Annotated in this window: 19 protein-coding genes; 8 read left to right on the forward strand and 11 right to left on the reverse strand. The window is 71.9% G+C overall.

Annotated features, from left to right (window positions below; genetic code table 11):
• Positions 1-32: 32 nt before the first annotated feature.
• From HAV39_RS25370 to prmC, 3 genes are all read right to left on the reverse strand, one after another.
• Complete coding sequence (locus HAV39_RS25370) at positions 33-635, reverse strand: arsenate reductase/protein-tyrosine-phosphatase family protein (protein ID WP_191841673.1); 603 nt, start codon at positions 633-635, stop codon at positions 33-35.
• The gene (locus tag HAV39_RS25375; protein WP_191841674.1) at positions 635-1303 is read right to left on the reverse strand and encodes an L-threonylcarbamoyladenylate synthase; all 669 of its coding nucleotides are present in this window, start codon (positions 1301-1303) and stop codon (positions 635-637) included. Before HAV39_RS25375 ends, HAV39_RS25370 begins: the two co-directional genes overlap by 1 nt.
• Positions 1304-1542: 239 nt before the next feature.
• Positions 1543-2418, reverse strand: coding sequence for a peptide chain release factor N(5)-glutamine methyltransferase (gene prmC, locus HAV39_RS25380; RefSeq protein ID WP_191841675.1), 876 nt, complete (start codon positions 2416-2418; stop codon positions 1543-1545).
• Between the two features lie 105 nt (positions 2419-2523).
• Between prmC and HAV39_RS25385 the strand changes: the two genes are divergently transcribed.
• Genes HAV39_RS25385 through HAV39_RS25395 form a run of 3 tightly spaced genes read left to right on the forward strand, consistent with a single transcriptional unit; the run spans position 2524 to position 5148 of the window.
• The gene (locus tag HAV39_RS25385) at positions 2524-3576 is read left to right on the forward strand and encodes an ABC transporter ATP-binding protein (RefSeq protein ID WP_191841676.1); all 1053 of its coding nucleotides are present in this window, start codon (positions 2524-2526) and stop codon (positions 3574-3576) included.
• A complete protein-coding gene (locus HAV39_RS25390) occupies positions 3573-4358 on the forward strand; it encodes an ABC transporter permease (RefSeq protein ID WP_191841677.1) in 786 nt (261 codons plus the stop codon). Before HAV39_RS25385 ends, HAV39_RS25390 begins: the two co-directional genes overlap by 4 nt.
• Position 4359: 1 nt before the next feature.
• Positions 4360-5148: an ABC transporter permease gene (locus tag HAV39_RS25395; RefSeq protein ID WP_191841678.1), complete on the forward strand. Its 789-nt coding sequence runs from the start codon at positions 4360-4362 to the stop codon at positions 5146-5148.
• A 97-nt stretch (positions 5149-5245) separates the two neighbouring features.
• Here HAV39_RS25395 and prfA read toward each other — a convergent pair whose 3' ends face one another.
• On the reverse strand, positions 5246-6334 hold the full coding sequence (gene prfA / locus HAV39_RS25400) for a peptide chain release factor 1 (RefSeq protein WP_191841679.1): 1089 nt from the start codon (positions 6332-6334) through the stop codon (positions 5246-5248).
• A gap of 84 nt (positions 6335-6418) precedes the next feature.
• Positions 6419-6643, reverse strand: coding sequence for a 50S ribosomal protein L31 (gene rpmE, locus HAV39_RS25405; protein WP_120318328.1), 225 nt, complete (start codon positions 6641-6643; stop codon positions 6419-6421).
• Positions 6644-6827: 184 nt separating this feature from the next.
• On the opposite strand from rpmE, the gene HAV39_RS25410 reads away from it, so the two are divergent.
• From HAV39_RS25410 to HAV39_RS25420, 3 genes are all read left to right on the forward strand, one after another.
• Positions 6828-7919, forward strand: a complete 1092-nt coding sequence (locus HAV39_RS25410; RefSeq protein WP_191841680.1) for a 2'-5' RNA ligase — start codon at positions 6828-6830, stop codon at positions 7917-7919.
• Between the two features lie 21 nt (positions 7920-7940).
• Positions 7941-8822: a phosphatase domain-containing protein gene (locus HAV39_RS25415; RefSeq protein ID WP_191841681.1), complete on the forward strand. Its 882-nt coding sequence runs from the start codon at positions 7941-7943 to the stop codon at positions 8820-8822.
• 88 nt (positions 8823-8910) lie between these two features.
• Positions 8911-9498: a Uma2 family endonuclease gene (locus HAV39_RS25420; protein WP_191841682.1), complete on the forward strand. Its 588-nt coding sequence runs from the start codon at positions 8911-8913 to the stop codon at positions 9496-9498.
• Between the two features lie 125 nt (positions 9499-9623).
• Here HAV39_RS25420 and HAV39_RS25425 read toward each other — a convergent pair whose 3' ends face one another.
• Positions 9624-13040, reverse strand: coding sequence for a phosphodiester glycosidase family protein (locus HAV39_RS25425; RefSeq protein WP_191841683.1), 3417 nt, complete (start codon positions 13038-13040; stop codon positions 9624-9626).
• A 199-nt stretch (positions 13041-13239) separates the two neighbouring features.
• Here HAV39_RS25425 and HAV39_RS25430 point away from each other — a divergent pair, with 199 nt between their 5' ends.
• Positions 13240-13932, forward strand: a complete 693-nt coding sequence (locus HAV39_RS25430; RefSeq protein WP_191841684.1) for an alpha/beta hydrolase — start codon at positions 13240-13242, stop codon at positions 13930-13932.
• 63 nt (positions 13933-13995) lie between these two features.
• Here HAV39_RS25430 and rho read toward each other — a convergent pair whose 3' ends face one another.
• Complete coding sequence (gene rho / locus HAV39_RS25435; RefSeq protein WP_191841685.1) at positions 13996-15918, reverse strand: transcription termination factor Rho; 1923 nt, start codon at positions 15916-15918, stop codon at positions 13996-13998.
• 384 nt (positions 15919-16302) lie between these two features.
• Positions 16303-17205, reverse strand: a complete 903-nt coding sequence (gene thrB, locus HAV39_RS25440; RefSeq protein ID WP_373311603.1) for a homoserine kinase — start codon at positions 17203-17205, stop codon at positions 16303-16305.
• Positions 17206-17357: 152 nt separating this feature from the next.
• Here thrB and HAV39_RS25445 point away from each other — a divergent pair, with 152 nt between their 5' ends.
• Positions 17358-17735 (forward strand): hypothetical protein, encoded by a 378-nt coding sequence (locus HAV39_RS25445; RefSeq protein WP_191841687.1) that lies wholly within the window; start codon positions 17358-17360, stop codon positions 17733-17735.
• Positions 17736-17782: 47 nt separating this feature from the next.
• Here HAV39_RS25445 and HAV39_RS25450 read toward each other — a convergent pair whose 3' ends face one another.
• The 3 genes from HAV39_RS25450 to HAV39_RS25460 all read right to left on the reverse strand — a co-directional run bounded on the left by HAV39_RS25450 (position 17783) and on the right by HAV39_RS25460 (position 20149).
• Complete coding sequence (locus tag HAV39_RS25450) at positions 17783-17980, reverse strand: type II toxin-antitoxin system antitoxin (protein WP_191841688.1); 198 nt, start codon at positions 17978-17980, stop codon at positions 17783-17785.
• Positions 17981-17989: 9 nt separating this feature from the next.
• Positions 17990-18853 carry an SPFH domain-containing protein gene (locus tag HAV39_RS25455; protein ID WP_191841689.1) on the reverse strand — a complete coding sequence of 288 codons (864 nt, stop codon included), beginning with the start codon at positions 18851-18853 and terminating at the stop codon, positions 17990-17992.
• A gap of 78 nt (positions 18854-18931) precedes the next feature.
• Positions 18932-20149 (reverse strand): MFS transporter, encoded by a 1218-nt coding sequence (locus tag HAV39_RS25460; RefSeq protein ID WP_191841690.1) that lies wholly within the window; start codon positions 20147-20149, stop codon positions 18932-18934.
• Positions 20150-20215: the final 66 nt, after the last annotated feature.

Genomic DNA, 20215 nt, shown 5'->3' on the forward strand with positions numbered 1-20215 from the left:
GTGGGTGGGGTGGGGTGGGTGGGTGGGGTGGGTCACGCCGGGGGTGGGAGGAGGACGGTGGTGAGGGGGTGGACGGTGGACTGGATCTCGTCGGCGACGCGGGCGAAGACCTGGTCGCCGCGGCCCCACGGGTCGTCGAGGTCGTCCTTGGCCTGGGCGGGTTCGCCGTTGCGGGCGGCGGCGACGGCGGCGACGAGGGCCACACCGCGGGCGTACACCGCGTCGGGGGTGCGGTCGGCGGCAGGCAGGGTCGACGGGTCGACGGCGGACAGCAGGCGGCCGAACTCGCCGAGCACGAAGGTGCGGTCCGCGGCGTCGGGGCGCAGCGCGACGACGTAGTCGTACTGGTCGGCGGTCGCGGTGAGGATCAGGTCCGCCGCCTCGATGTGCTCCGCGCGCAGCTTGCGGGCGCTGAAGTCGTCGGGTGAGCCGCCGCGCGAGCGCACCTGGCGGGCCGCGGGCGGGTTCATCTCCTCGCCCTCGTGCCAGCCGCCGGTGCCGGCCGAGTGCGAGAGCACCAGGTCGGCACCCACCGGGCCGGCCTGCTCGGTGACCGCCAGCGCGAGCAGGCGCTCGGCCATCGGGGACCGGCAGATGTTGCCCATGCACACGTGCAGGACCGTGAACGGCGCCATCACGACTCCTCCGGACCGGCGATGTCGTCGGCGACCTCGCGCAGCTGGTCGAGGCTGATCGCCCCGGCGCGCAGCACCCGCGGCCGGTCGCCGGTGACGTCCACGATCGTCGACGGCACCGGGCTGGGGCACTCCCCCGCCTCCAGGTACACGCTGACCTTGTAGCTGAGCTGTTCGCGGGCCTGATCGGCGGTGAGCGCCGCGGGCTGGCCGGTGAGGTTCGCCGAGGAGACGGCCATCGGGCCGGTCTTGCGCAGCACCTCCAGCGCGACGGGGTGCAGCGGCATGCGTACGGCCACCGTGCCGCCGGTCTCGCCGAGGTCCCACTGCAGGCTCGGCGCCTGCTCGACGACGATCGTCAGGGCCCCCGGCCAGAACGCCTCGACCAGGTCACGGGCCACCGACGGCAGCCGCATCACCAGGCCGTCCAGGGTGTGCCGGGAGCCGACCAGCACCGGCGGCGGCATGTGCCGGCCCCGCCCCTTGGCGCTGAGCAGGTTGGTCACCGCCCAGGGCTTGAAGGCGTCGGCACCGATGCCGTACACCGTGTCGGTCGGCAGGACCACAAGGTCGCCACTGGATACGGCGTCGATCGCGGCCTGGATCCCACGGTCACGTTCGACGACGTCGCGGCAGTCGTAGAGCCTCACGGTGAGCCAGTCTGTCATGCGCTGTTCGCATTCGGCACACACGCCTCCCACCCACCGGACAGCAGCTCCGCCACCCTGCCCCACGACACCCCGCGATCGCCCGCCGCACGCCCCAAGATCGGCCGACTTGCCTGGCACATGGGCGAATGGCGGCGCAAGATACGCACAGGTGCCGGGCAAGTCGAGCGATCTTGACGGCCATCGCGCGAACGGTGCGCACGCCCGTGGGGCGGCGAGGTTAAGAAGGTGCCCTTCCTCTACGCAGAGCGATGTGCAGAGCTGCTGCTCGTCTCGCTGAAGCGAGCCGACGATGCCCTTGCTGCCTTCAGAGCGGTGGTGAAGCGGGGGCGGCCGGCCAGGTCGGGGTGGGTGGTGATGTCGCGCCAGCCGGTGAGAAGGGTGGCCATGGCGGCGGTATGGGTGTCGTCGTGCTCGATGCCGAGGCGGCCGCCGTCGCGGAGCACCTCGGCGGCCCGGGCGATGATCACGGGGATGAGGTCGAGGCCGTGCTCGCCGGAGAAGACCGCCTCGGCGGGGTCGTGCGCGACCTCGGGCGGCACCGCCACGGACAGCGGCACGTAGGGCGGGTTGCACAGGACCAGGTCGGCCGGGGCGGGCAGTGCGACGTCGCGGACGTCGCCGGGGATCACCTCGACCTGCGTCCCGGCGACGTTGCGGCGCAGCCAGGGCAGGGCGTCGTCGCTGCGTTCGACGGCGTACACGGTCGCGTCGGGGCGGGCGTCGGCCAGCGCGACGGCCAGCGCGCCGGAACCGCTGCACAGGTCCAGGGCGACCGGGTCGGCCACGCCGCGCAGGGACTCGATCCCCCAGCGGGCCAGCAGCTCGGTCTCCGGGCGCGGGATGAACACGCCCGGCCCGACCAGCAGCTCGCGGTCCAGGAACGGTGCGGTGCCGGTCAGGTGCTGCAGCGGCACCCGCTCGGCGCGGCGGCCCACCAGCTCGGCCAGGGCCTCGGCCTGCGGCTCGGCGACGTCGTCGATCAGCAGGAGGCGGCCGCGGGCGACCCCGAGCACATGCGCGGCCAGCAGCTCCGCCTCGACCCGGGGCGAGTCGATCCCGGCCGCGGCGAGCCGGGCGGCGGCGGCGCGGAGCTGGGCGGAGAGCACGGGCACCCGATCAACCTAGCGGCTTGCGAAGTGGAACCGGCCGGGCCCCGCGCCGGGACGGTCCGCGAGAATCCGGTTGACCCCCCGGGAGCGCGCTGACATGGTCGGCGCATGTCGTTGGTGGAGGCCCGTGGCCTGACGAAGATCTTCCGTCGGCCGGAGAAGGATCCGGGTCTGCGCGGCTCGCTGAAACATCTGGTGCAGCGGAGGTTCAAGGACTTCCGGGCGGTGGACGGCATCGACCTGTCCATCGAGGCGGGCGAGTCCGTGGCGTACGTGGGGCCCAACGGCGCGGGCAAGTCCACCACGATCAAGCTGCTCACCGGGATCCTGGTGCCGACCGCGGGCACGGTGCGGGTGGCCGGGGCCGAGCCGCACACCGACCGGGTGGTCAACGCCCGCAACATCGGCGTGCTGTTCGGCCAGCGCACCCAGCTGTGGTGGGACCTGCCGGTCCGCGAGTCGCTGGCCCTGCTGCGCGACATGTACGACCTGAGCCCCGCCTTCTACAGGCAGCGCCTGGAACGCCTCGACGAGGTGCTCGGCCTGGCCGACCTGCTGCCCGTGGTGGCCCGCAAGCTGTCGCTCGGCCAGCGCATGCGCGCCGACCTGGCGGCCTCGCTGCTGCACCAGCCGAAGATCGTCTACCTGGACGAGCCGACCATCGGGCTCGACATCTCGGTCAAGGACCGGGTCCGGCAGTTCCTGCGGGAGCTGCGCGAGGACGGCACCACGCTGATGCTGACCACCCATGACCTGGGCGACATCGAGGACGTGTGCGAGCGGATCGTCATCATCGACGAGGGCCGCAAGATCTTCGACGGCCCACTGGCGCAGATGAAGGACCGCTTCGCACGGGTACGCCGGATGCGCCTGCAGCTGGCCGAGCCGACCCCGGTCGAGAAGCTCGCCGAGCGGCTGCCCGACGTCGAGGTCGTCGCGGGCGACAGCCCGGCCGAGGTCACCGTCACCTTCGACCGCTTCACCCACACCGCCGGGCAGATCATCGCCGGGGTGCTGGACGTCGTCGAGGTCGGCGAGCTGCACCTGGACGAGCCGGCCATCGAGGACGTGGTGCGCAAGGTCTACGCCGGGGAGCTGCTGCGGATCCCGGAGCCCGGTTCGGCTCACGCCGCCGACGAGCGCAGCCGGGAGAAGGCATGAAGCCGTACCTGGGGCTGCTGCGGATGTCGACGCGGCGCATCCTCACCTACCGGCTGAACTCGCTGATCCTGTGGATCGGCGGCGCGACCTTCCTGGCCGGCTCGCTGGCCGTGTGGCACGCGCTGCTGTCGCAGGGCACGATCGGCGGCTACGACTGGGACCAGATGAAGGCCTACCTGCTGGTGGGCTGGGCCACCGCGTCCATCGGCTCGGCGTACGGCGACTGGTGGATGGCCAATCGCATCCTCGACGGCCACGTGGCCACCGACCTGACCAAGCCGCTGGACTACCAGTGGGCCCGGTTCAGCGAGCACATGGGCGGGCTGGCCACGGAGTTCATCGCGATCGCGATCGCCGCCACGGCCATCGTGACGCTCACCGGCGGCCTGGTCGTGCCCGGACCCGCGCAGGCGCTGCTGTTCGCGGTGAGCTTCCTGCTGGTCGCGCCGCTGAAGTTCGCGATCGCGTACATCACCACGATGGCCTGCTTCTGGACGCAGAACTTCATGGGCGTCTCGTGGGCCAAGGACGCGGTCGTCACCCTGTTCTCGGGCGCGCTGATCCCGCTGGCGCTGCTGCCCGCGTGGCTGGCGGGCCCCGCGGCGGTGCTGCCGTTCGCCAGCATCACCGCCACCCCCGCCGCGCTCTACCTGGGCCAGGCCACCGGCTGGGAGGCGCTGCGGCTGCTGGCCGTGCAGGCCGTCTGGGTGCTGGTGCTGTGGTGGGGCGCCCGGCTCGTCTGGCGGCGCGCGCTGCGCGCCCTCACCGTCCACGGAGGCTGACGTGCGTCGTACGCTGCGGATCTACCGGCGCAGCCTCGGCGCGCACCTGCGCGCGGTGCTGGAGTACGAGGCGGACTTCTGGATCCTCGTCGTCGCCGGTCTGCTGTTCCAGGTGCTCAACCTGATCTTCCTGAGCGCGGTCTTCTCCCACGTGCCGGCCCTCAACGGCTGGTCGTTCCCGGAGGCGGTGCTGCTCGCCGGGACGTACGGCTTCGTCAACGGCCTGGGACCGATCTTCTTCGAGGGCACCTGGCGACTCGCCGGCAAGATCAATCACGGCGAGCTGGACTACCCGCTGACCCGGCCCGCCCCGGTGCTGGTCCAGGTGATCAGCGCGGGCATCGGCATGCACGGCATCGGCGACGTCATCGGCGGCGGCGCGATGATCGGCTGGGGTCTGGCCAACTCCGACATCGACTGGAGCGCCACCCGGGTCGCCGGCGCGCTGATCCTGCTGGCCGGCAGCGCCACCATCCTGCTGTCACTGATCGTGCTGGGCAACGCGGCGTCGTTCTGGGTCGGCGGCAACCACCCGGTCTTCGCGATGACCCTGATCCGCACCGGCGACATGGCCAAGTACCCGCTCAGCATCTACGGCGTCGCGGTGCGCGCGACCTTCACCGTCCTGGTCCCGTACGCCTTCATCAGCTTCTTCCCCGCCTCCTGGCTCCTGGGCAAGGAATCCGCCTGGCTCGGCCTACTGACCCCCCTGGTAGCCCTCTACTGCGTCTACCTGGCCCGCCTCGTATTCCGCCTAGGCCTACGCCGCTACGACTCCGCGGGCCACTGACCCCAAGATCGCGACGATCTTGCGTGAACTGCTGGGGATACACGGCTATTGCCCGTGTCATACCCACAGCCCGCGCAAGATCGTCGGGATCTTGGGGTCAGGCGCGGGAGAGTTCGGTCTCGCCGGCCAGGCGGGCGGCGCGGTCGGCGGTGGTCAGCGCCTCCAGGACGCCGTCCATGTCGCCGCCGATGGCGAGGTCGAGGTTGTAGGCGGTGTAGCCGATGCGGTGGTCGGTGATGCGGTTCTGGGGGTAGTTGTAGGTGCGGATGCGCTCGCTGCGGTCTACCGTGCGGATTTGGGCCTTGCGGGCGTCGGCGGCGGCGGCGAGGGCCTGCTCCTCGGCCAACTGGGCGAGTTTGGCGCGCAGCATGCGCATCGCCTTGTCCTTGTTTTGGAGCTGGGAGCGCTCGTTCTGGCAGGTGACTACCGTGCCGGTGGGGATGTGGGTGATGCGTACGGCGGAGTCGGTGGTGTTGACGGACTGGCCGCCCGCGCCCTGGGAGCGGTAGACGTCGATGCGGAGGTCGCCGGTGTCGATCTCGACCTCGGTGTCCTCGGCTTCGGGCATGACCAGGACGCCCGCGGCGGAGGTGTGGATGCGGCCCTGGGACTCGGTGGCGGGCACGCGCTGGACGCGGTGCACGCCGCCCTCCCACTTGAGGCGGGACCAGACGCCGTTGCCGCCGTCGGGCACGCCGCGGGTCTTGATGGCGACCGAGACGTCCTTGACGCCGCCGAGGTCGGAGTCCTGCGAGTCAAGCACCTCGGTGATCCAGCCGCGGCGCTCGGCGTAGCGCAGGTACATGCGCAGCAGGTCACCCGCGAACAGCGCGGACTCCTCGCCGCCCTCGCCGGACTTGATCTCCAGGATCACGTCCTTGGCGTCGTTGGGGTCACGCGGGGCGAGCAGCTCGGCGAGCTTCTCCTCCAGCTCCGGCAGGCGCTGCTCCAGGCTGACCGCCTCGGTCGCGAAGTCCGGGTCGATCGCGGCCAGCTCGCGCGCGGCCTCCAGATCGGCCCGCGCCGCGTCCAGCTCGTGCGCCGTCTTGTGGATCGGGGTGAGCTCGGCGAAGCGCCGCCCGACCTTGCGTGCCGCGGCCTGGTCGGCGTGGATCGACGGATCCGCCAGCCGTGCCTCCAGCTCCGCGTACTCGGCCAGCAGCGCGGTGAGCCGTTCGTTACTCATGTCCGAATCCTCACTCGACAGCGATGGGACCTGCAACAGCACAACGCCCGCCCCGTGTGCACGGAGCGGGCGTCGTCACGACAGCTACTTGGCGTCCTTCTTGGCGACCTTGGCGTACTTGGCCTGGAACTTGGCCACCCGGCCGGCCGTGTCCATGACGCGCTGCTTGCCCGTGTAGAACGGGTGGCAGGCGCTGCAGGTCTCAGCGTGGATCGAACCGCCCTTGGCGGTGCTGCGGGTGGTGAAGGTGCTGCCACAGGAGCAGGTGACGGTGGTCTCGTTGTACTGCGGGTGAATACCGGACTTCATAGTCACGGTCCTTTCATGTTCGTGGGCGCTGGGTCGCTGTCAACACCGCCGGACGCTCGTCCGGACGGCTCGGGCGTGAACCAGTCCCGGTGGCCGACTGACCAGTATGCCATCCACCCCGTTCGCGATCTTCAGCGGCTAACTCGGCTGCGTTTCGCGAGGAAGTCTCGTAGCGTCTCCGGCCATGTCCCCCACCACAACAACGACCCTCGCCGCTATCTTCCCGCCCGACGCGCTGGCCCGCGCCATCGCCGAGGGGCTCGTCCGCGCGCAGGTCCACCCGGAGCTGCCGCTCACGATCTACAACTACACGGAGAAGTGCACGTACGCGAACCTGTGGGACGAGGTGACGCTCGCGTGCCGTGGGTTGATCAGTGATGCCGGTGGGACGGTGCTGGCGCGGCCGCTGGTGAAGTTCTTCAACCACGGGCAGCCGGGCGCGGCGGTGATCGGGCTGGACGAGCCGGTGGTGGTGACCGACAAGGCCGACGGCTCGCTGGGCATCGTCTACCCCACCCCGGACGGCCCGGCCGTGGCCACCCGCGGCTCGTTCGCCTCGGACCAGGCCCGCCACGCCACGGCGCTGCTGCGCGAGCGCTACCCGCACTGGGCGCCGCCGGACGGGCTGACCGTGCTGGTGGAGATCATCTACCCGGGCAACCGGATCGTGGTCGACTACGGCGGCATGAACGACCTGATGCTGCTCGGCGCGGTGGAGATCGCGACCGGGCGCTCGTTCCCGCCGGGCGCCGTGGCCGACTGGCCGGGCCCGGTGGTGGAGACGTTCGCCTACCCGACGTTCGAGCGGGCACTGGCCGCGCCCGCCCGACCGGGCCGGGAGGGCCTGGTCGTGCACGCGCTCGGCAGCGACGTCCGCGTGAAGATCAAGTACGAGGAGTACGTGCACCTGCACCGCATCGTCACCGGCTTGAGCGCTCGCGGCGTCTGGGCGGCGCTGGGCGGGGGCGCGACGGTCGCCGAGATCGCCGAGCCGCTGCCCGACGAGTTCCACGGCTGGGTCACCGAGCTCGCCACCCGCCTCACCACCGGCCTGGCCGAGCTGGAGAAGCAGGTGGCGCAGGTACACGAAAAGATCATGGAGGGGCTGCCCGACGGCTGGACGCGCAAGGACTACGCCATGGTCGCGGGCCGCCACCCGCTGCGCGGCTACCTGTTCGCGCACCTGGACGGCAAGCCGTACCGCCGTCAGCTCTGGGAGGAACTCAAGCCCGACGGCGACGAGCGACCGCACGGCCGTACCTTCGACGACGAATGACCACGACGGGAGCCATCCGCGATGCCCACCCTCACCATCACCCGCGGCCTGCCCGGCTCGGGCAAGACCACCTGGGCCAAGCAGCAGCCCGGCGTCCGGGTCAACCGCGACGACCTGCGGCGCATGCTGCACGGCGGCAACCTCGGTGAGGGCTGGGCGGAGCGGCAGGTCACCGTCGCGCAGCGGGCCCAGGTCGAGGCGCTGCTGAAGGCGGGCGCGGACGTGATCTGCGACGACACCAACCTGCGCGCCCGGGTCGTGCGCGAGCTGGCCGACCTGGCGATCGACTGCGGCGCGACGGTGGCCCTGCGCGACTTCACCGACGTGCCGCTGGCCGTCTGCCTGGAGCGCGACGCGGCCCGGCCCGAGGGCGAGCGGGTCGGCGCGGAGGTCATCGAGAGCATGCACGAGCGTTATCTCACCGGCCGCCGGGAGCCGCTCGTGCTGCCCGCGCCCGGCCCGCGCCTGGTCTACCAGCCGCGCCCGGACCTGCCCCGGGCGGTGCTGGTCGACCTCGACGGCACGGTCGCGCTGATGGGCGACCGCAGCCCGTACGACCACACCCGCGTCCACCTCGACCTGCCGCACCAGCCGGTGATCGACGCGGTCCGCGCCCTGCACGCCGCGGGCCACGCCATCGTCTACTGCTCCGGCCGCGTCGACGCCTGCCGCGAGTCCTCCGCCGCCTGGCTGGACAAGCACGTCGGCGTGCCCTACGCGGCGCTGCACATGCGCGTCACCGGCGACCAGCGCAAGGACTCCGTGGTCAAGCGCGAGATCTTCGAACGCGAGATCCGCGACGCCTGGTACGTCGTGGCCGTCCTCGACGACCGCAAGCAGGTCGTCCGCATGTGGCGCGAACTCGGCCTCACCGTCTTCCAGGTCGCCGAAGGCGATTTCTGACCCGAAGGAAGGGCATCTTCACATCGCTATAGGTAATGCAAGGTGCCCTTCCTAACATGGATGGACAGACATAGGTCGAGAGGACGAGATGACGAGGCCGTCGCCGAAGGTCGCCCAGGACGGGGCGCACATCACGCTGCCGAACGCGGTGACGGTAACCCCTGACGAGTACGACGCCCTGCCCCCGGATCCCCGGATCGAGCTCGTGGACGGAGTGCTGCACGTCATGACGCCTCCCACCGCCCGGCACCAGATCGTCATGATGAGGCTCGTGAACAGCCTGCTCCGCCGGTGCCCGGAGCACCTGACCGCGCTGCACGAGCAGGAGATCCGCATCGCCGACGACCACCGGCGCAACCCCGACGTGCTGGTGGTGCGCCGGGACGCGGTGAACCTCGACTGGTTCAGCTTCCCGCCCAAGGCCGTCCTGCTCGCCGTCGAGATCGTCAGCCCGGGTACGCAGACCGCCGACCGCAAGCACAAGCACGCCGAGTACGCCGACGCCGGCATCCCCTGCTACTGGCGCATCGAGCCGCTGCCCGAACTCGTCGTGCACACCTACCAGCTCGACGAGACCGACGTGTACGAGTCCACCGGCGTCTTCCACCCCGGCGACCGCATCTCGGTCCCCCGCCTCGACTGGGCCGCCATCCCCGTCACCGACCTCATCCCCTGACCGCCCCCGGCCCCTCGCCGCGCACCGACCCCCGCGGCCCCCTCCTGGCGCAACTCTTGAAGACTCGCGGCCTCAGAGCGTTTCTGAGGCCGCGAGTCTTCAAGAGTTGCTGCTCGGGGGGAGGGTCAGGGCACAGTGACCGTCGCGGTGGCGGTCACGCCGTTGACGGTCACGGTCAGGGTGGCCGTGCCACGGCGCAGGGCGGTGAGCCGGCCGGTCGCCGGGTCGTAGGCGGCCACGGCGGTCCGTGGCGCCGTCTGGGCGGGGCCGATGTGGACCGTGCCCGCCCAGTCCGCGGAGACCGGGTAGGCCACCGGGACGGCACGTCCGGCCTGGGTGACCACCGCCGACACCGGTCCGGTCGCGCCGGCCGCCAGCGTCGCGGGCGCGCTGAGGTCCAGCGTGTCCACGTGCGGGCGGATCTCGGCGTGGAACCAGTCCGCGACCCCGGCCTGCGGGAACAGCCGCGGCACCAGCCACTCCAGCGGGCTGACCGGGTCGACGCCGACCATGGTCCAGCCGGTGAAGCCGCCCTCGGCGGGCGAGGTGGACGGGGCCTTGCCCGAGTTCCCGTTGATCAGATACGGCACCCCGTCCACCTTGGCGGCCGCGAACGTGCCGACGTGGCTGTTCACCATGGCCGCGCCCTTGCCCGAGGCCCACTGGAAGTCGGCCAGCCAGCGCTCCACGGTGGCCACCTCCTTCGCCTCGGCCAGCTCGCTGGCCTGCACCGGGGTGGGGTCCCGGGGCGGGTGGTGGAAGAACACCGCGACCGAGCCGATCGCCGGGTCGTCCGCCGCCTCGTCGAGCGCCTGCCGCAGCATCAGCACCTGGTCGAAACCGCCGCCGCGCAGGGTGCCCTTCGAGGAGTCGAGCATGACGAAGCGGGTGCCCCGGTGGTCGACGACGCGGTGGGTCTCGCCGAACACGGCCCGCCAGTTGTCCAGGTTGCCGGGTCCCATGATCTCGTGGTTGCCGGGCACGTAGTAGTACGGCAGCGTGCCGCCCAGTTCCTCGTCGAGGATCTGCTTGGCCAGCGCGACGTCGGCCGGGGCGGCCTCGTCGACGAAGTCACCGTTGATCACGAGGAAGTCCGGTGCGGCCGCCTTGATCTCGCGCAGCGTGCGCCGGGCGTTGCGGACCAGGTCGCTGTCGGGGTTGCGGGCCACGAACTGGGCGTCGGACATGACCGCGAAGCGCCACTTCTCGTCCGCGGCGGCGCCGTCGCGGATCACGAAGTCCCGCTCGTACGCCGGGTCGGCCGGCACGTCGATGGTGGCGGGCAGCTTGACGGCGAGATCGTCGATGACGATCGCGTTGGTGTAGGAGGCCTCCGGCTTGACCTCCGCGGGGTAGAACCAGCGGAACTTCAGCGGGTGCTGCAGCCCGGCCGGCACCGGGAACTCGATCTTCTGCCAGCCGGTGCCGGTGAGGTACGGCCCGCTGAACGCGGGGACGAGCGCGCCGGTGGCGTCGTACACCTGCAGCCGGGCCCACTCGCCGCGCCCGGCCTCCGGGTTGACCCACATGCTCACCGCGAGCGGCTGCCCGGGCAGCTCGATCAGCGCGGGCGGGGTGGCGTACGAGGTGCGCGTGCCGGTGGACTGCGTGAAGTCGTACGACATGCGCAGGCCCAGCCCGTCGTGGCCCGGCACGGCGGAGACCGCACAGGTCGCGCGGGCGGTGGTGCACTTCCAGGCGGCGGCGTCGTCGAAGTTCGCGACGACCACCTCGCGCGAGCCGACGGTGACGCCGACCCGGGTCGTCTTGCCGTCGACCGCCAGCTCGACGACGGTGCCGCCGTCGGCCTTGCCGGTGACCCGGAAGCCGCCCGCGCCGTCCGGGGCGATGTCCACGATCGACGTGTCGTAGCTCAGCTTCACCTCGTCGGACTCGATCGGCGCGCTCAGCGCGTCGGCGTCGAAGCCCAGCACCCCGAAGCCGCCGGTGCTGCCCGCCCCGGCCAGTGACAGCCGCCCGGCGGTGGGGCTGATCCGCTCCAGCCGGTTCAGCACGGTCATGGTGAGCTGCCCGGACGCCGATCCGCGGAACGCGGTGACGGTCGCCGTGCCCGGCAGCAGGCCGCGGAACGATCCCTCGGTGACCCGCCCGGCGAGCGGCGGGAACACCTTCCAGGACGGGGTGCCCGCGGCGGGACCGTAGGTCTCGTCGTAGCCGGCCGCGGTCAGCCGCCGGGAGTGCCCGGGGAACACCCGGTCCGGCCGCCCGCCGCGTACGTCGTTGAGGGTGGGGGCGGTCATCGGCGCGGTCGCGGTCTCGACCCAGAAGCCGTGCAACCGCCCGCTGCCGACCGGCGAGAGCACTGCCAGTCCGTTGGGCGTGGGCCGCTCGCTGCCGTCCGAGGGCGCGTTCTCGAGCTGCGGGACGGCGGTGCCGGGCTCGCGGGCCAGCATGGTCGACGAGCCGCCGCCGTCGAGGTTGAGCGCGTCGTGCGCGCCCAGGCGCTGCATCATCACGGCCAGGTCGCGCAGGGTCAGCCCGTGGCTGTCGACCTGCCGCCCGTCCACGGTGAGCAGGTACATCTTCGTGCCGGTGGCGTCGAAGCCGACCGCGGTGCGCGGGTTGTCGGCGTCCACCACCGCCCCGTCGGCGAGCTGCCCGCCACGCAGCAGCCAGGCGTTGCCGCCGATGGCGGTGGTCAGCTCGCCCCCGTCGGAGCTGCGCGGCCGGTGGGCGACCGTGACCTTGGCGCCGGGGGTCAGCGCGGCCAGCGCGTCCGCGCCCGCCTCGCGGCCCAGCAGCACCTGCGTGCCGTCGCCGATCAGGCCGCTGCCCGGCGTCGCCGAGACCGACTCGACCACGCCGCCGCGCAGCACGACCTCGGTGGTCCGGCTCGCGCCGGTCACCGGCCGGGCCCGGCTGAAGTCGCCCCACAGGCCGGTGAACACGCCGACCGCGTTCGCGCCCAGGGCGTGGGTGTTGAAGCCGGTGAGTGCGATCGGCGCGCCGCCCTCGGGCGTGGCGGTGCCCTCGAAGTACACCTCCACCAGGCGGCCCACGTCGCCGGAGGTGAAGCCGACGGCCTTGTGGTGCCCGGCGAGCGGGGCCTGGATCAGCTCGCCGCCCCGGATGCCGACGCCCTGCGCCGCGCCCGAGTTGTTGATGTCGAAGAAGTCGCCGTTGACCGCGCCGACGACCCGCTTGTCGGCGCGGGCGGCCAGCTGCTGCGACAGCGGCTGGGTGGCCGCCACCGCGCCCGGGAACACGTAGTCGACGGTGGCGCTGCCGGACAGGTCCACGGTGAGCGCGTCGGCACGCAGGAAGCCGCGGGCGTCGTAGCGGTCGAAGGAGGTCAGCGTGACGCCGGGGGCGACCGGCCGGGTGCTGGTCGGGGTGTCCACGTAGTCGGGTCCGGTCACGACGTCGCCGTCCGGCCCCGTTCCGGCCGCACCGAGCAGCGTGGACACCGAGCCGGCGGCGGGCAGGGCCGCCGCGGCAGGCTGCGGCAGGGCCGTGGCGGCCGTCGCGCTGAGTGCTGTCAGAGCTATGAGCAGGGGGTGTATCCGCCTTCGCGAAGGCACGGTTCCTCCCGGGGGTGTGGGGTGCTGCCGCCAGTGCAGTCCCCTCCGAAGAGGCGCGCGCGGCAGTGCGGATGCCTGAAGGAAAACTTCAGACAAACAATAGAACCCGAAAGGTAATTGCACATCCCCCGATGCCGGACCGGTTCCGGAGCCTCGCGATCCGGCCACGCGCCTGCCCTGCCGGACCTAGCCTGAGTGCATGGCAGACAAGCCGACCATCGTCCTGGTCCACGGGTTCTGGGGCGGCGCGGCCCACTGGGCCAAGGTCATCGTCGAACTGCACCGCCGCGGCTACGACGCGCTGCGCGCCGTGGAGAACCCGCTCACCTCGCTGGCCGACGACGCCGAGCGCACCCGCCGCATGGTGCGCCAGGTGCCGGGGCCGGTGCTACTGGTCGGCCACTCCTACGGCGGCGCGGTGCTCACCGAGGCCGGGGACCTGCCCAACGTGACCGGCCTGGTCTACATCGCGGCGTTCGCGCCCGACGCCGGGGAGAGCCCCGGCCGGCTCACCCAGGAGCTGCCGCCCGCGGCCATCGCGAACGTCGGGCCGCCCGACTCCGACGGCTACCTGTGGATCTCCCAGGACACGTTCCACGAGAGCTTCTGCCAGGACCTGCCCGCCGACGAGGCCCTGGTCATGGCGGTGACCCAGAAGGCGCCCCTGGCCTCCACCTTCGGCGACCCGATCACCGCGCCCGCCTGGCGGGCCAAGCCCACCTGGTATCAGGTCTCCACCCAGGATCGCATGATCAATCCGGACAACCAGCGCCGGATGGCCGAGCGCATGTGCCCCCGGCGGACCGTCGAGCTGGACACGGGCCACGCCTCGCTGGCCTCGCTGCCGGGCCCGGTGACCGACCTGATCGTCGAGGCCGCGCAGGCGGGCTGACCCCGTACACACGAAAGGGCCGGCACCTCGCGGTGCCGGCCCTTGCCGTCGTTCTCGCTCAGGTCACTCGCCGGGAGTGGTCTTCGCGATCTGCATCAGGAACTCGATGTTGGTCCGGGTCTGCTTGAGCTTGTCGAGCAGCAGGTCCAGGGCCGCCTGCGAGTCCAGCGAGTGCAGGACCTTGCGGAGCTTGTGCACGATGACCAGCTCCTCCGGCGCCAGCAGGATCTCCTCCTTGCGGGTGCCGGACGGGTCGATGTCGATGGCCGGGAAGATGCGCTTGTCGGCGATCTTCCGGTCGAGCTTGAGCTCGGCGTTACCCGTGCCCTTGAACTCCTCGAAGATGACCGTGTCCATCATGGAGCCCGTCTCCACCAGCGCCGTGGCGAGGATGGTGAGCGAGCCGCCGTTCTCGATGTTGCGGGCCGCGCCGAGGAAGCGCTTGGGCGGGTACAGCGCGGTCGAGTCGATACCACCGGACAGGATGCGGCCGGAGGCCGGCGCGGCCAGGTTGTAGGCCCGGCCCAGACGCGTGATCGAGTCCAGCAGCACCACCACGTCGTGACCCAGCTCGACCAGGCGCTTGGCCCGCTCGATCGCCAGCTCGGCGACGGTGGTGTGGTCCTGCGGCGGCCGGTCGAACGTCGAGGCGATGACCTCGCCCTTGACCGAGCGCTGCATGTCGGTGACCTCTTCAGGCCGCTCGTCGACCAGCACGACCATCAGGTGGCACTCGGGGTTGTTGTTCGTGATCGCGTTCGCCAGTGCCTGCAGGACCATGGTCTTGCCGGCCTTGGGCGGGGACACGATCAGCGCGCGCTGGCCCTTGCCGATCGGCATGACCAGGTCGATGACCCGGGTGGTCAGGATGTGCGGCTCGGTCTCCAGGCGCAGGCGCTCCTGCGGGTACAGCGGAGTGAGCTTGTAGAACTCGCCACGGCGGCGGGCCTCCTCGGGCTCCATGCCGTTGACGGTGTCCAGGCGCACCAGCGGGTTGTACTTGTCCCGCCGCTGCTCGCCGTCGCGCGGGCTGGCCTTGACGGCGCCGGTGATGGCGTCGCCACGGCGCAGGCCGTACTTCTTCACCTGCGACATCGACACGTAGACGTCGTTGGGGCCGGAGAGGTAGCCGGTGGTGCGCACGAAGGCGTAGTTGTCCAGGACGTCGACGATGCCGGCGACCGGCACCAGCACGTCGTCCTCACCCACGTGCGGCTCACCGCCGCCGCCGGCTGCGCCGACCGTCTCGCCGCGCTCGCGGCCACGGCGGCGGTCACGGAACCGGCTGCGCCGGCCGCGACGGCCGTCGCCGTCCTCGTCACCGTCGAAACCGCCCCGGTCGGGACCGCGGTCGTTGCCACGGTCATTGCCGCGATCGGCGGCACGCTCACCGCGCTCCGGCCGGTCGCCGCGCTCGGCACGCTCCCCGCGCTCGGGCCGGTCACCACGCTCGGGCCGGTCACCACGGTCGGCGCGCTCACCGCGCTCGGCGTTGCGCTCCCCGCGCTCGGGCCGGTCGCCGCGCTCGGCACGGTCACCCCGGTCGCCTCGCTCGGCACGCTCGCGGCGGGACTCGCGACGGTTCTCGCGGCCCTCGGCCGGGGCCTCCGCCTCACCACGGGGCTCCGGAGCGCGGCGGCTACGACGCTCGCCACGCGGCTCGGCGCCCTCGGCTGCTGTCGGCGCGGGCTCGCCCGCCGCCTCGCGGACCTCGGCCCGCACCTCCTCGCGAGCCGGAGCAGCGGCCGCGGCGACGTCAGCGCGGGGGCGCGGTGCGCCGCCGCCCTGGCTGGCCGTGATCGCGGCGATCAGCTCGCCCTTGCGCATGCGTGCGGTGCCCGTGATACCCAACCCCGCTGCCATGGTCTGCAACTCAGGCAGCAGCTTCGCGGAGAGACCGCTGCCGGCGGAGCGGCGGCGCCGGCCGGTGGAGGCGTCGTCAGCGACGTGGGAGACATCCGACGTCATGTCGGTGGTGTCGCTCAATGGATTCCTTCCCTCGATTGGCCGGGGCAGCCCGGGTCTTCTTACGACAGTTGGCGGCCGGGCGGCCTCGGAAGCCCGTGGTGCTCGTCCAGAGCGCTACGGGAGTTTTGGCGCAGTCACGACGGCGCTCCGCCACCATCCACAAACGACGGTGTGGACACGCCTGGAGCGTGCGATCAGTCTGCGGCAGGCATAGGACTGGGGGTGGACGGCCGTCTGGCTAACGTATCCGTCTGAACCGAGCTCCGGTAACGCCGCCCCGCAAGATCGGGCGCTTCGCGGCTGTGCTGCCCTAGAGCGTAATCAACGACTGAGACCAGCGGCAACACCGGGCTACTCGGCGTGTCTGAAATGCTGCAAAAGACAGGTGATACGCCCCGGTTTCTAACCAGGGATCCTACCCGCCGAAACGCGGGCGCCACCAGCGAACACCGCGAGAGTGTGTGCCAACCAACTCCCCCCGGGCCGGAAACCGGACGGCACGGGCGAAAGCGCCAGCACGCTCGGCCCGGCCCCGCTCACCACGGCGGCGACGCCGGCCGCACGCAGATGTGCAACCAGCGCGGCGGTCTCCGGCATTCCCGCGGCCCGATAGCCCTGGTGCAGGCGGTCCTCGGTGGCCTCGAAGAGCAGGCCGGGGGCGCTGGTCAGGGCGTGGGTCAGCAGGGCCGCCCGGCCCGCGTTGAAGGCGGCGTCGGCGTGCGGCACCGTGGCCGGCAGCGCGGCCCGCGCGTGGGCGGTCAGGCCGCGTACGGCGGGCACGAACACCGTCGGCCGGATCTCGGGGGCCACCGGCAGCGCGACGGCCCGCGCCCCGCCCGCCTCGGTCCAGGCGATGGTGAAGCCGCCCAGCAGGCACGGCGCGATGTTGTCCGGGTGCCCCTCGATGCGGCCCGCGATGCGCACCTCGTCGGCCCGGCTCAGCCGCCCGCCGGCCAGCGCGTTGGCCAGGGTCACCCCGGCCGTGATCGCGGCGCTGGACGAGCCCATGCCGCGCGCCTGCGGGATCCGGTTGACGCAGCGCAGGCCCAGCCCGGCGGGCTGGGCGCCCAGCTCGGCGAACGTCTCCCGCATCGCGTGCACGATCAGGTGCGTCTCGTCCTGGGGCAGCTCGCCCGCGCCCTCACCGGTCACCTCGACGGTCGTCTTGCCGTCGTCGGCCACCCAGGCGGTGACCTCGTCGCAGAGGTCGAGCGCCAGGCCCAGGGCGTCGAAGCCCGGCCCGAGGTTGGCGCTGGTGGCGGGCGCATGGACGGTGTACGCCCCGGGCGCGAAGGAGATCGTCACGGTCGTCATGGTAGGGCCGCGGGCCTCACCGCCCGCCCGTCCGGTGCCCCGGCCGCCCACTCCTCGGGAGGTGCGGCAGGGATTCCGGCGGCCCCGCGCGGATGGCAGGCGCTCGATACGGTGTGCGGGTCGTCCACCCCTGGGGAGAATCTGTGGAAGAGTTCGACATGACGATGCTCGGCGTCATCGTGCCGCAGGCAGTCGGCGTGCTGATGATGATCGCCGCGCTGGTCGCCGCCCTCGTGATGCGCGGACGGCTCGGCATCGCGGCCACCGGCCTCACCGTGGCGGCGACCGCGCTGGGCGCGCTGACCTTCGTGTTCAACGCCTGGTGGCAGTCGGCCGGCGTCAGGATGGTGTTCGAGAGCGGCGGCGAAGGGCGGTACACCATGCTCACCGTCGTCAGCCTGGCCACCTGGGCGATGCACCTGCTCTGGACGGGGTTGCTGATCGCCGCGGTCTTCGCCGGCCGCCGCCGGACCCCGGTGGTGGTGCAGAACGCCATTGTGGGCCCCGGATCCCTGCTGTAGCAGCCCCTCCGGCCACCCGCCGCAGTCCGGCATGGACGGACGGCGGCTCAGTCGCCGTCCGGCTCCTCGTCGGCGGACATGGCGGCGGTGGAGCGGTCGACCGGCCGCCCCACCGACTTCAGCGCCGCCCGCAGGGCGTATTCGATCTGCGCGTTGACGCTGCGCAGGTCGTCGGCCGCCCAGCGGGCCACCGCGTCGTACACCGCGGGATCCAGCCGCAGCAACAGCTTCTTGCGCTCAGGCACGCGTCGTCCTCAGTAGAGGGAGCCCGTGTTGACGACGGGCTGCGCGTTGCGGTCGCCGCAGAGCACCACCAGCAGGTTCGACACCATGTGCGCCTTACGCTCCTCGTCCAGCTCGACCACGCCCTGCTCGCGCAGCTGCTCCAGCGCGCTGGAGACCATGCCGACCGCGCCCTCCACGATGGTGGACCGCGCCGCGACGATGGCCTGTGCCTGTTGGCGGGCCAGCATCGCCTGCGCGATCTCCGCAGCATAGGCGAGATGGGTGATCCGTGACTCGACCACCTCGACGCCCGCCAGGGTGACCCGCTCGCGCAGCTCCGCGGTGAGCTCCTCGCTGGCGGCGGCGCTGTCGCGCAGGCTGGTCCGGCCGCTGGCGTGCGCCTCGTACGGGTAGCTGGTGGCCAGGTGCCGCACCGCGGTCTCCGCCTGCACCTCGACGAAGTGCACGAAGTCGTCCACGGCGAACTTGGCCGCGTAGGTGTCCACGACCCGCCACACCACGACCGCGGCGATCTCGACCGGGTTGCCGTCGGCGTCGGAGACCTTCAGCCGGTTGGACTCGAAGTTCCGGAGCCGCTTGGAGATCTTCGACTTCTCCGTCATCGGCCAGGTCCAGTGGAAACCCGGCTCGCCGATCGTGCCGACGTACTTGCCGAAGAACTGGACGACCCGGGCGTCGTTCGGGCTGATCACGATGAATCCGGTCGCGATCAGCACGAGCAGCAGCGTGCCCACCGCGACGGCCAGACCGATGACGCCCTCGGTGCCGGGCTTGCCCGCGTTCGCGGCGATGACGGCGATCATTGCGGCCGCCACCAGCAGCGCCACGACGACCATGATGAACCCGGAAACCCGGAACGCTTTACGCTGCATGGCGGCCTCCTCATATCGAAGTGATATCACCAAGCTAGCAGCACCTGTCAAGCCTCGGGCGCGGGGCCGCCGAAAGGCTCAGTCGGCGAGCGCCGCCGCCGGGACCTGGACCGGGATGCGCCGGGTGACCAGGAACCAGCCCACGGCGTACGACAGCGTGGTGACGCCGCAGCAGGCGACCAGCACCCGCCAGTCCACCGAGTCCACGAACGTTCCCACGACCAGCTGAGACGCGGTCACCGCGAGCATGGCGATCATCGTGTCGGTGGCGTTGACCCGGCCGCGCAGCTCGTCGGGCACCTCCTGGGCGATCGCGTAGTTCGACATCACCCAGTTGCCGCCGCCGGCCGCGTGCGCCAGGAAGATGCCCGCCAGCACCAGCGGGAACCAGGCCGCCCCAGCCACCCCGAGGTAGACCAGGCCGTAGGTCGACATGGACAGCGCCAGCGCCGGGAACAGCCAGTGCGGCCGGGCCAGCGCCGCCCGGAACAGGAACGGGCCGACCACGCTGCCCAGGCCGCGCACCGCGAACATCAGGCCCAGCCCGCGCGCGCCCACCCCGAACGTCGCCGCGATCAGCGGGAACGTGGCCAGCAGGCCGTTGCCGGTGCCCACCGCCGACTTCACGGTGACCAGGGCCAGCAGCCGCGGGTCGCGGCGCAGGTAACCCATCGCCTCCCGGATCGCCGCGAACGCGGGACGCGACACCGCGGGCAGCGCGTCCTGGGTCGGCCGCTTGATCCGCGAGGTGAGCAGCGCCGAGGTCACCAGGCTCACCGCGACCAGGCCGAAACAGGCGTACGGCGACAGCCACTCGGTGACCAGGCCGCCCAGCGACGAGGCGACCACGGTCATGGTGCCCCACGCGGTGCCGTTGACGGCCATCGCCGGGCCCATGTCGGCGGGGTCGACCAGGTTCGGCACCGCCGCGTTGGCGGCCGGGGTGTAGAACGCCTTCGCCGCGGCGAGCGCGCCCAGCGCCACCAGCGCGATCGGGCCCGCGCCGGGGCCGCGCACCAGGAACAGGCCACCGACGGCGACCAGCGCGGACAGGTTGGAGGCGATCAGGATGTGCTTGCGGTTGAACCGGTCGGCGATGGTGCCCGCGTACGGCAGCAGCAGCGCGACCGTGCCCGTCTCCACCGCGAGCGCCAGCCCGCCCCACAGTCCCTGGCCCGTCTCCCGGTTGAGCAGCACCAGTAGCGGAACCATGACGAACCAGTCCGCACCGAAGACGATGACCTCGGCGAGGAACAGGCGGCGGAAGTCGGCGCTACGCGTAAGGACCCTGAGCACGTAGGCACCGTACACCTGAGAGCGATCTCACGGACCGCGGGCACGCTGTGACGTGCGCCCCGATGG

The organism is Catellatospora chokoriensis, assembly GCF_011297315.1.
Lineage (GTDB): Bacteria > Actinomycetota > Actinomycetes > Mycobacteriales > Micromonosporaceae > Catellatospora > Catellatospora citrea.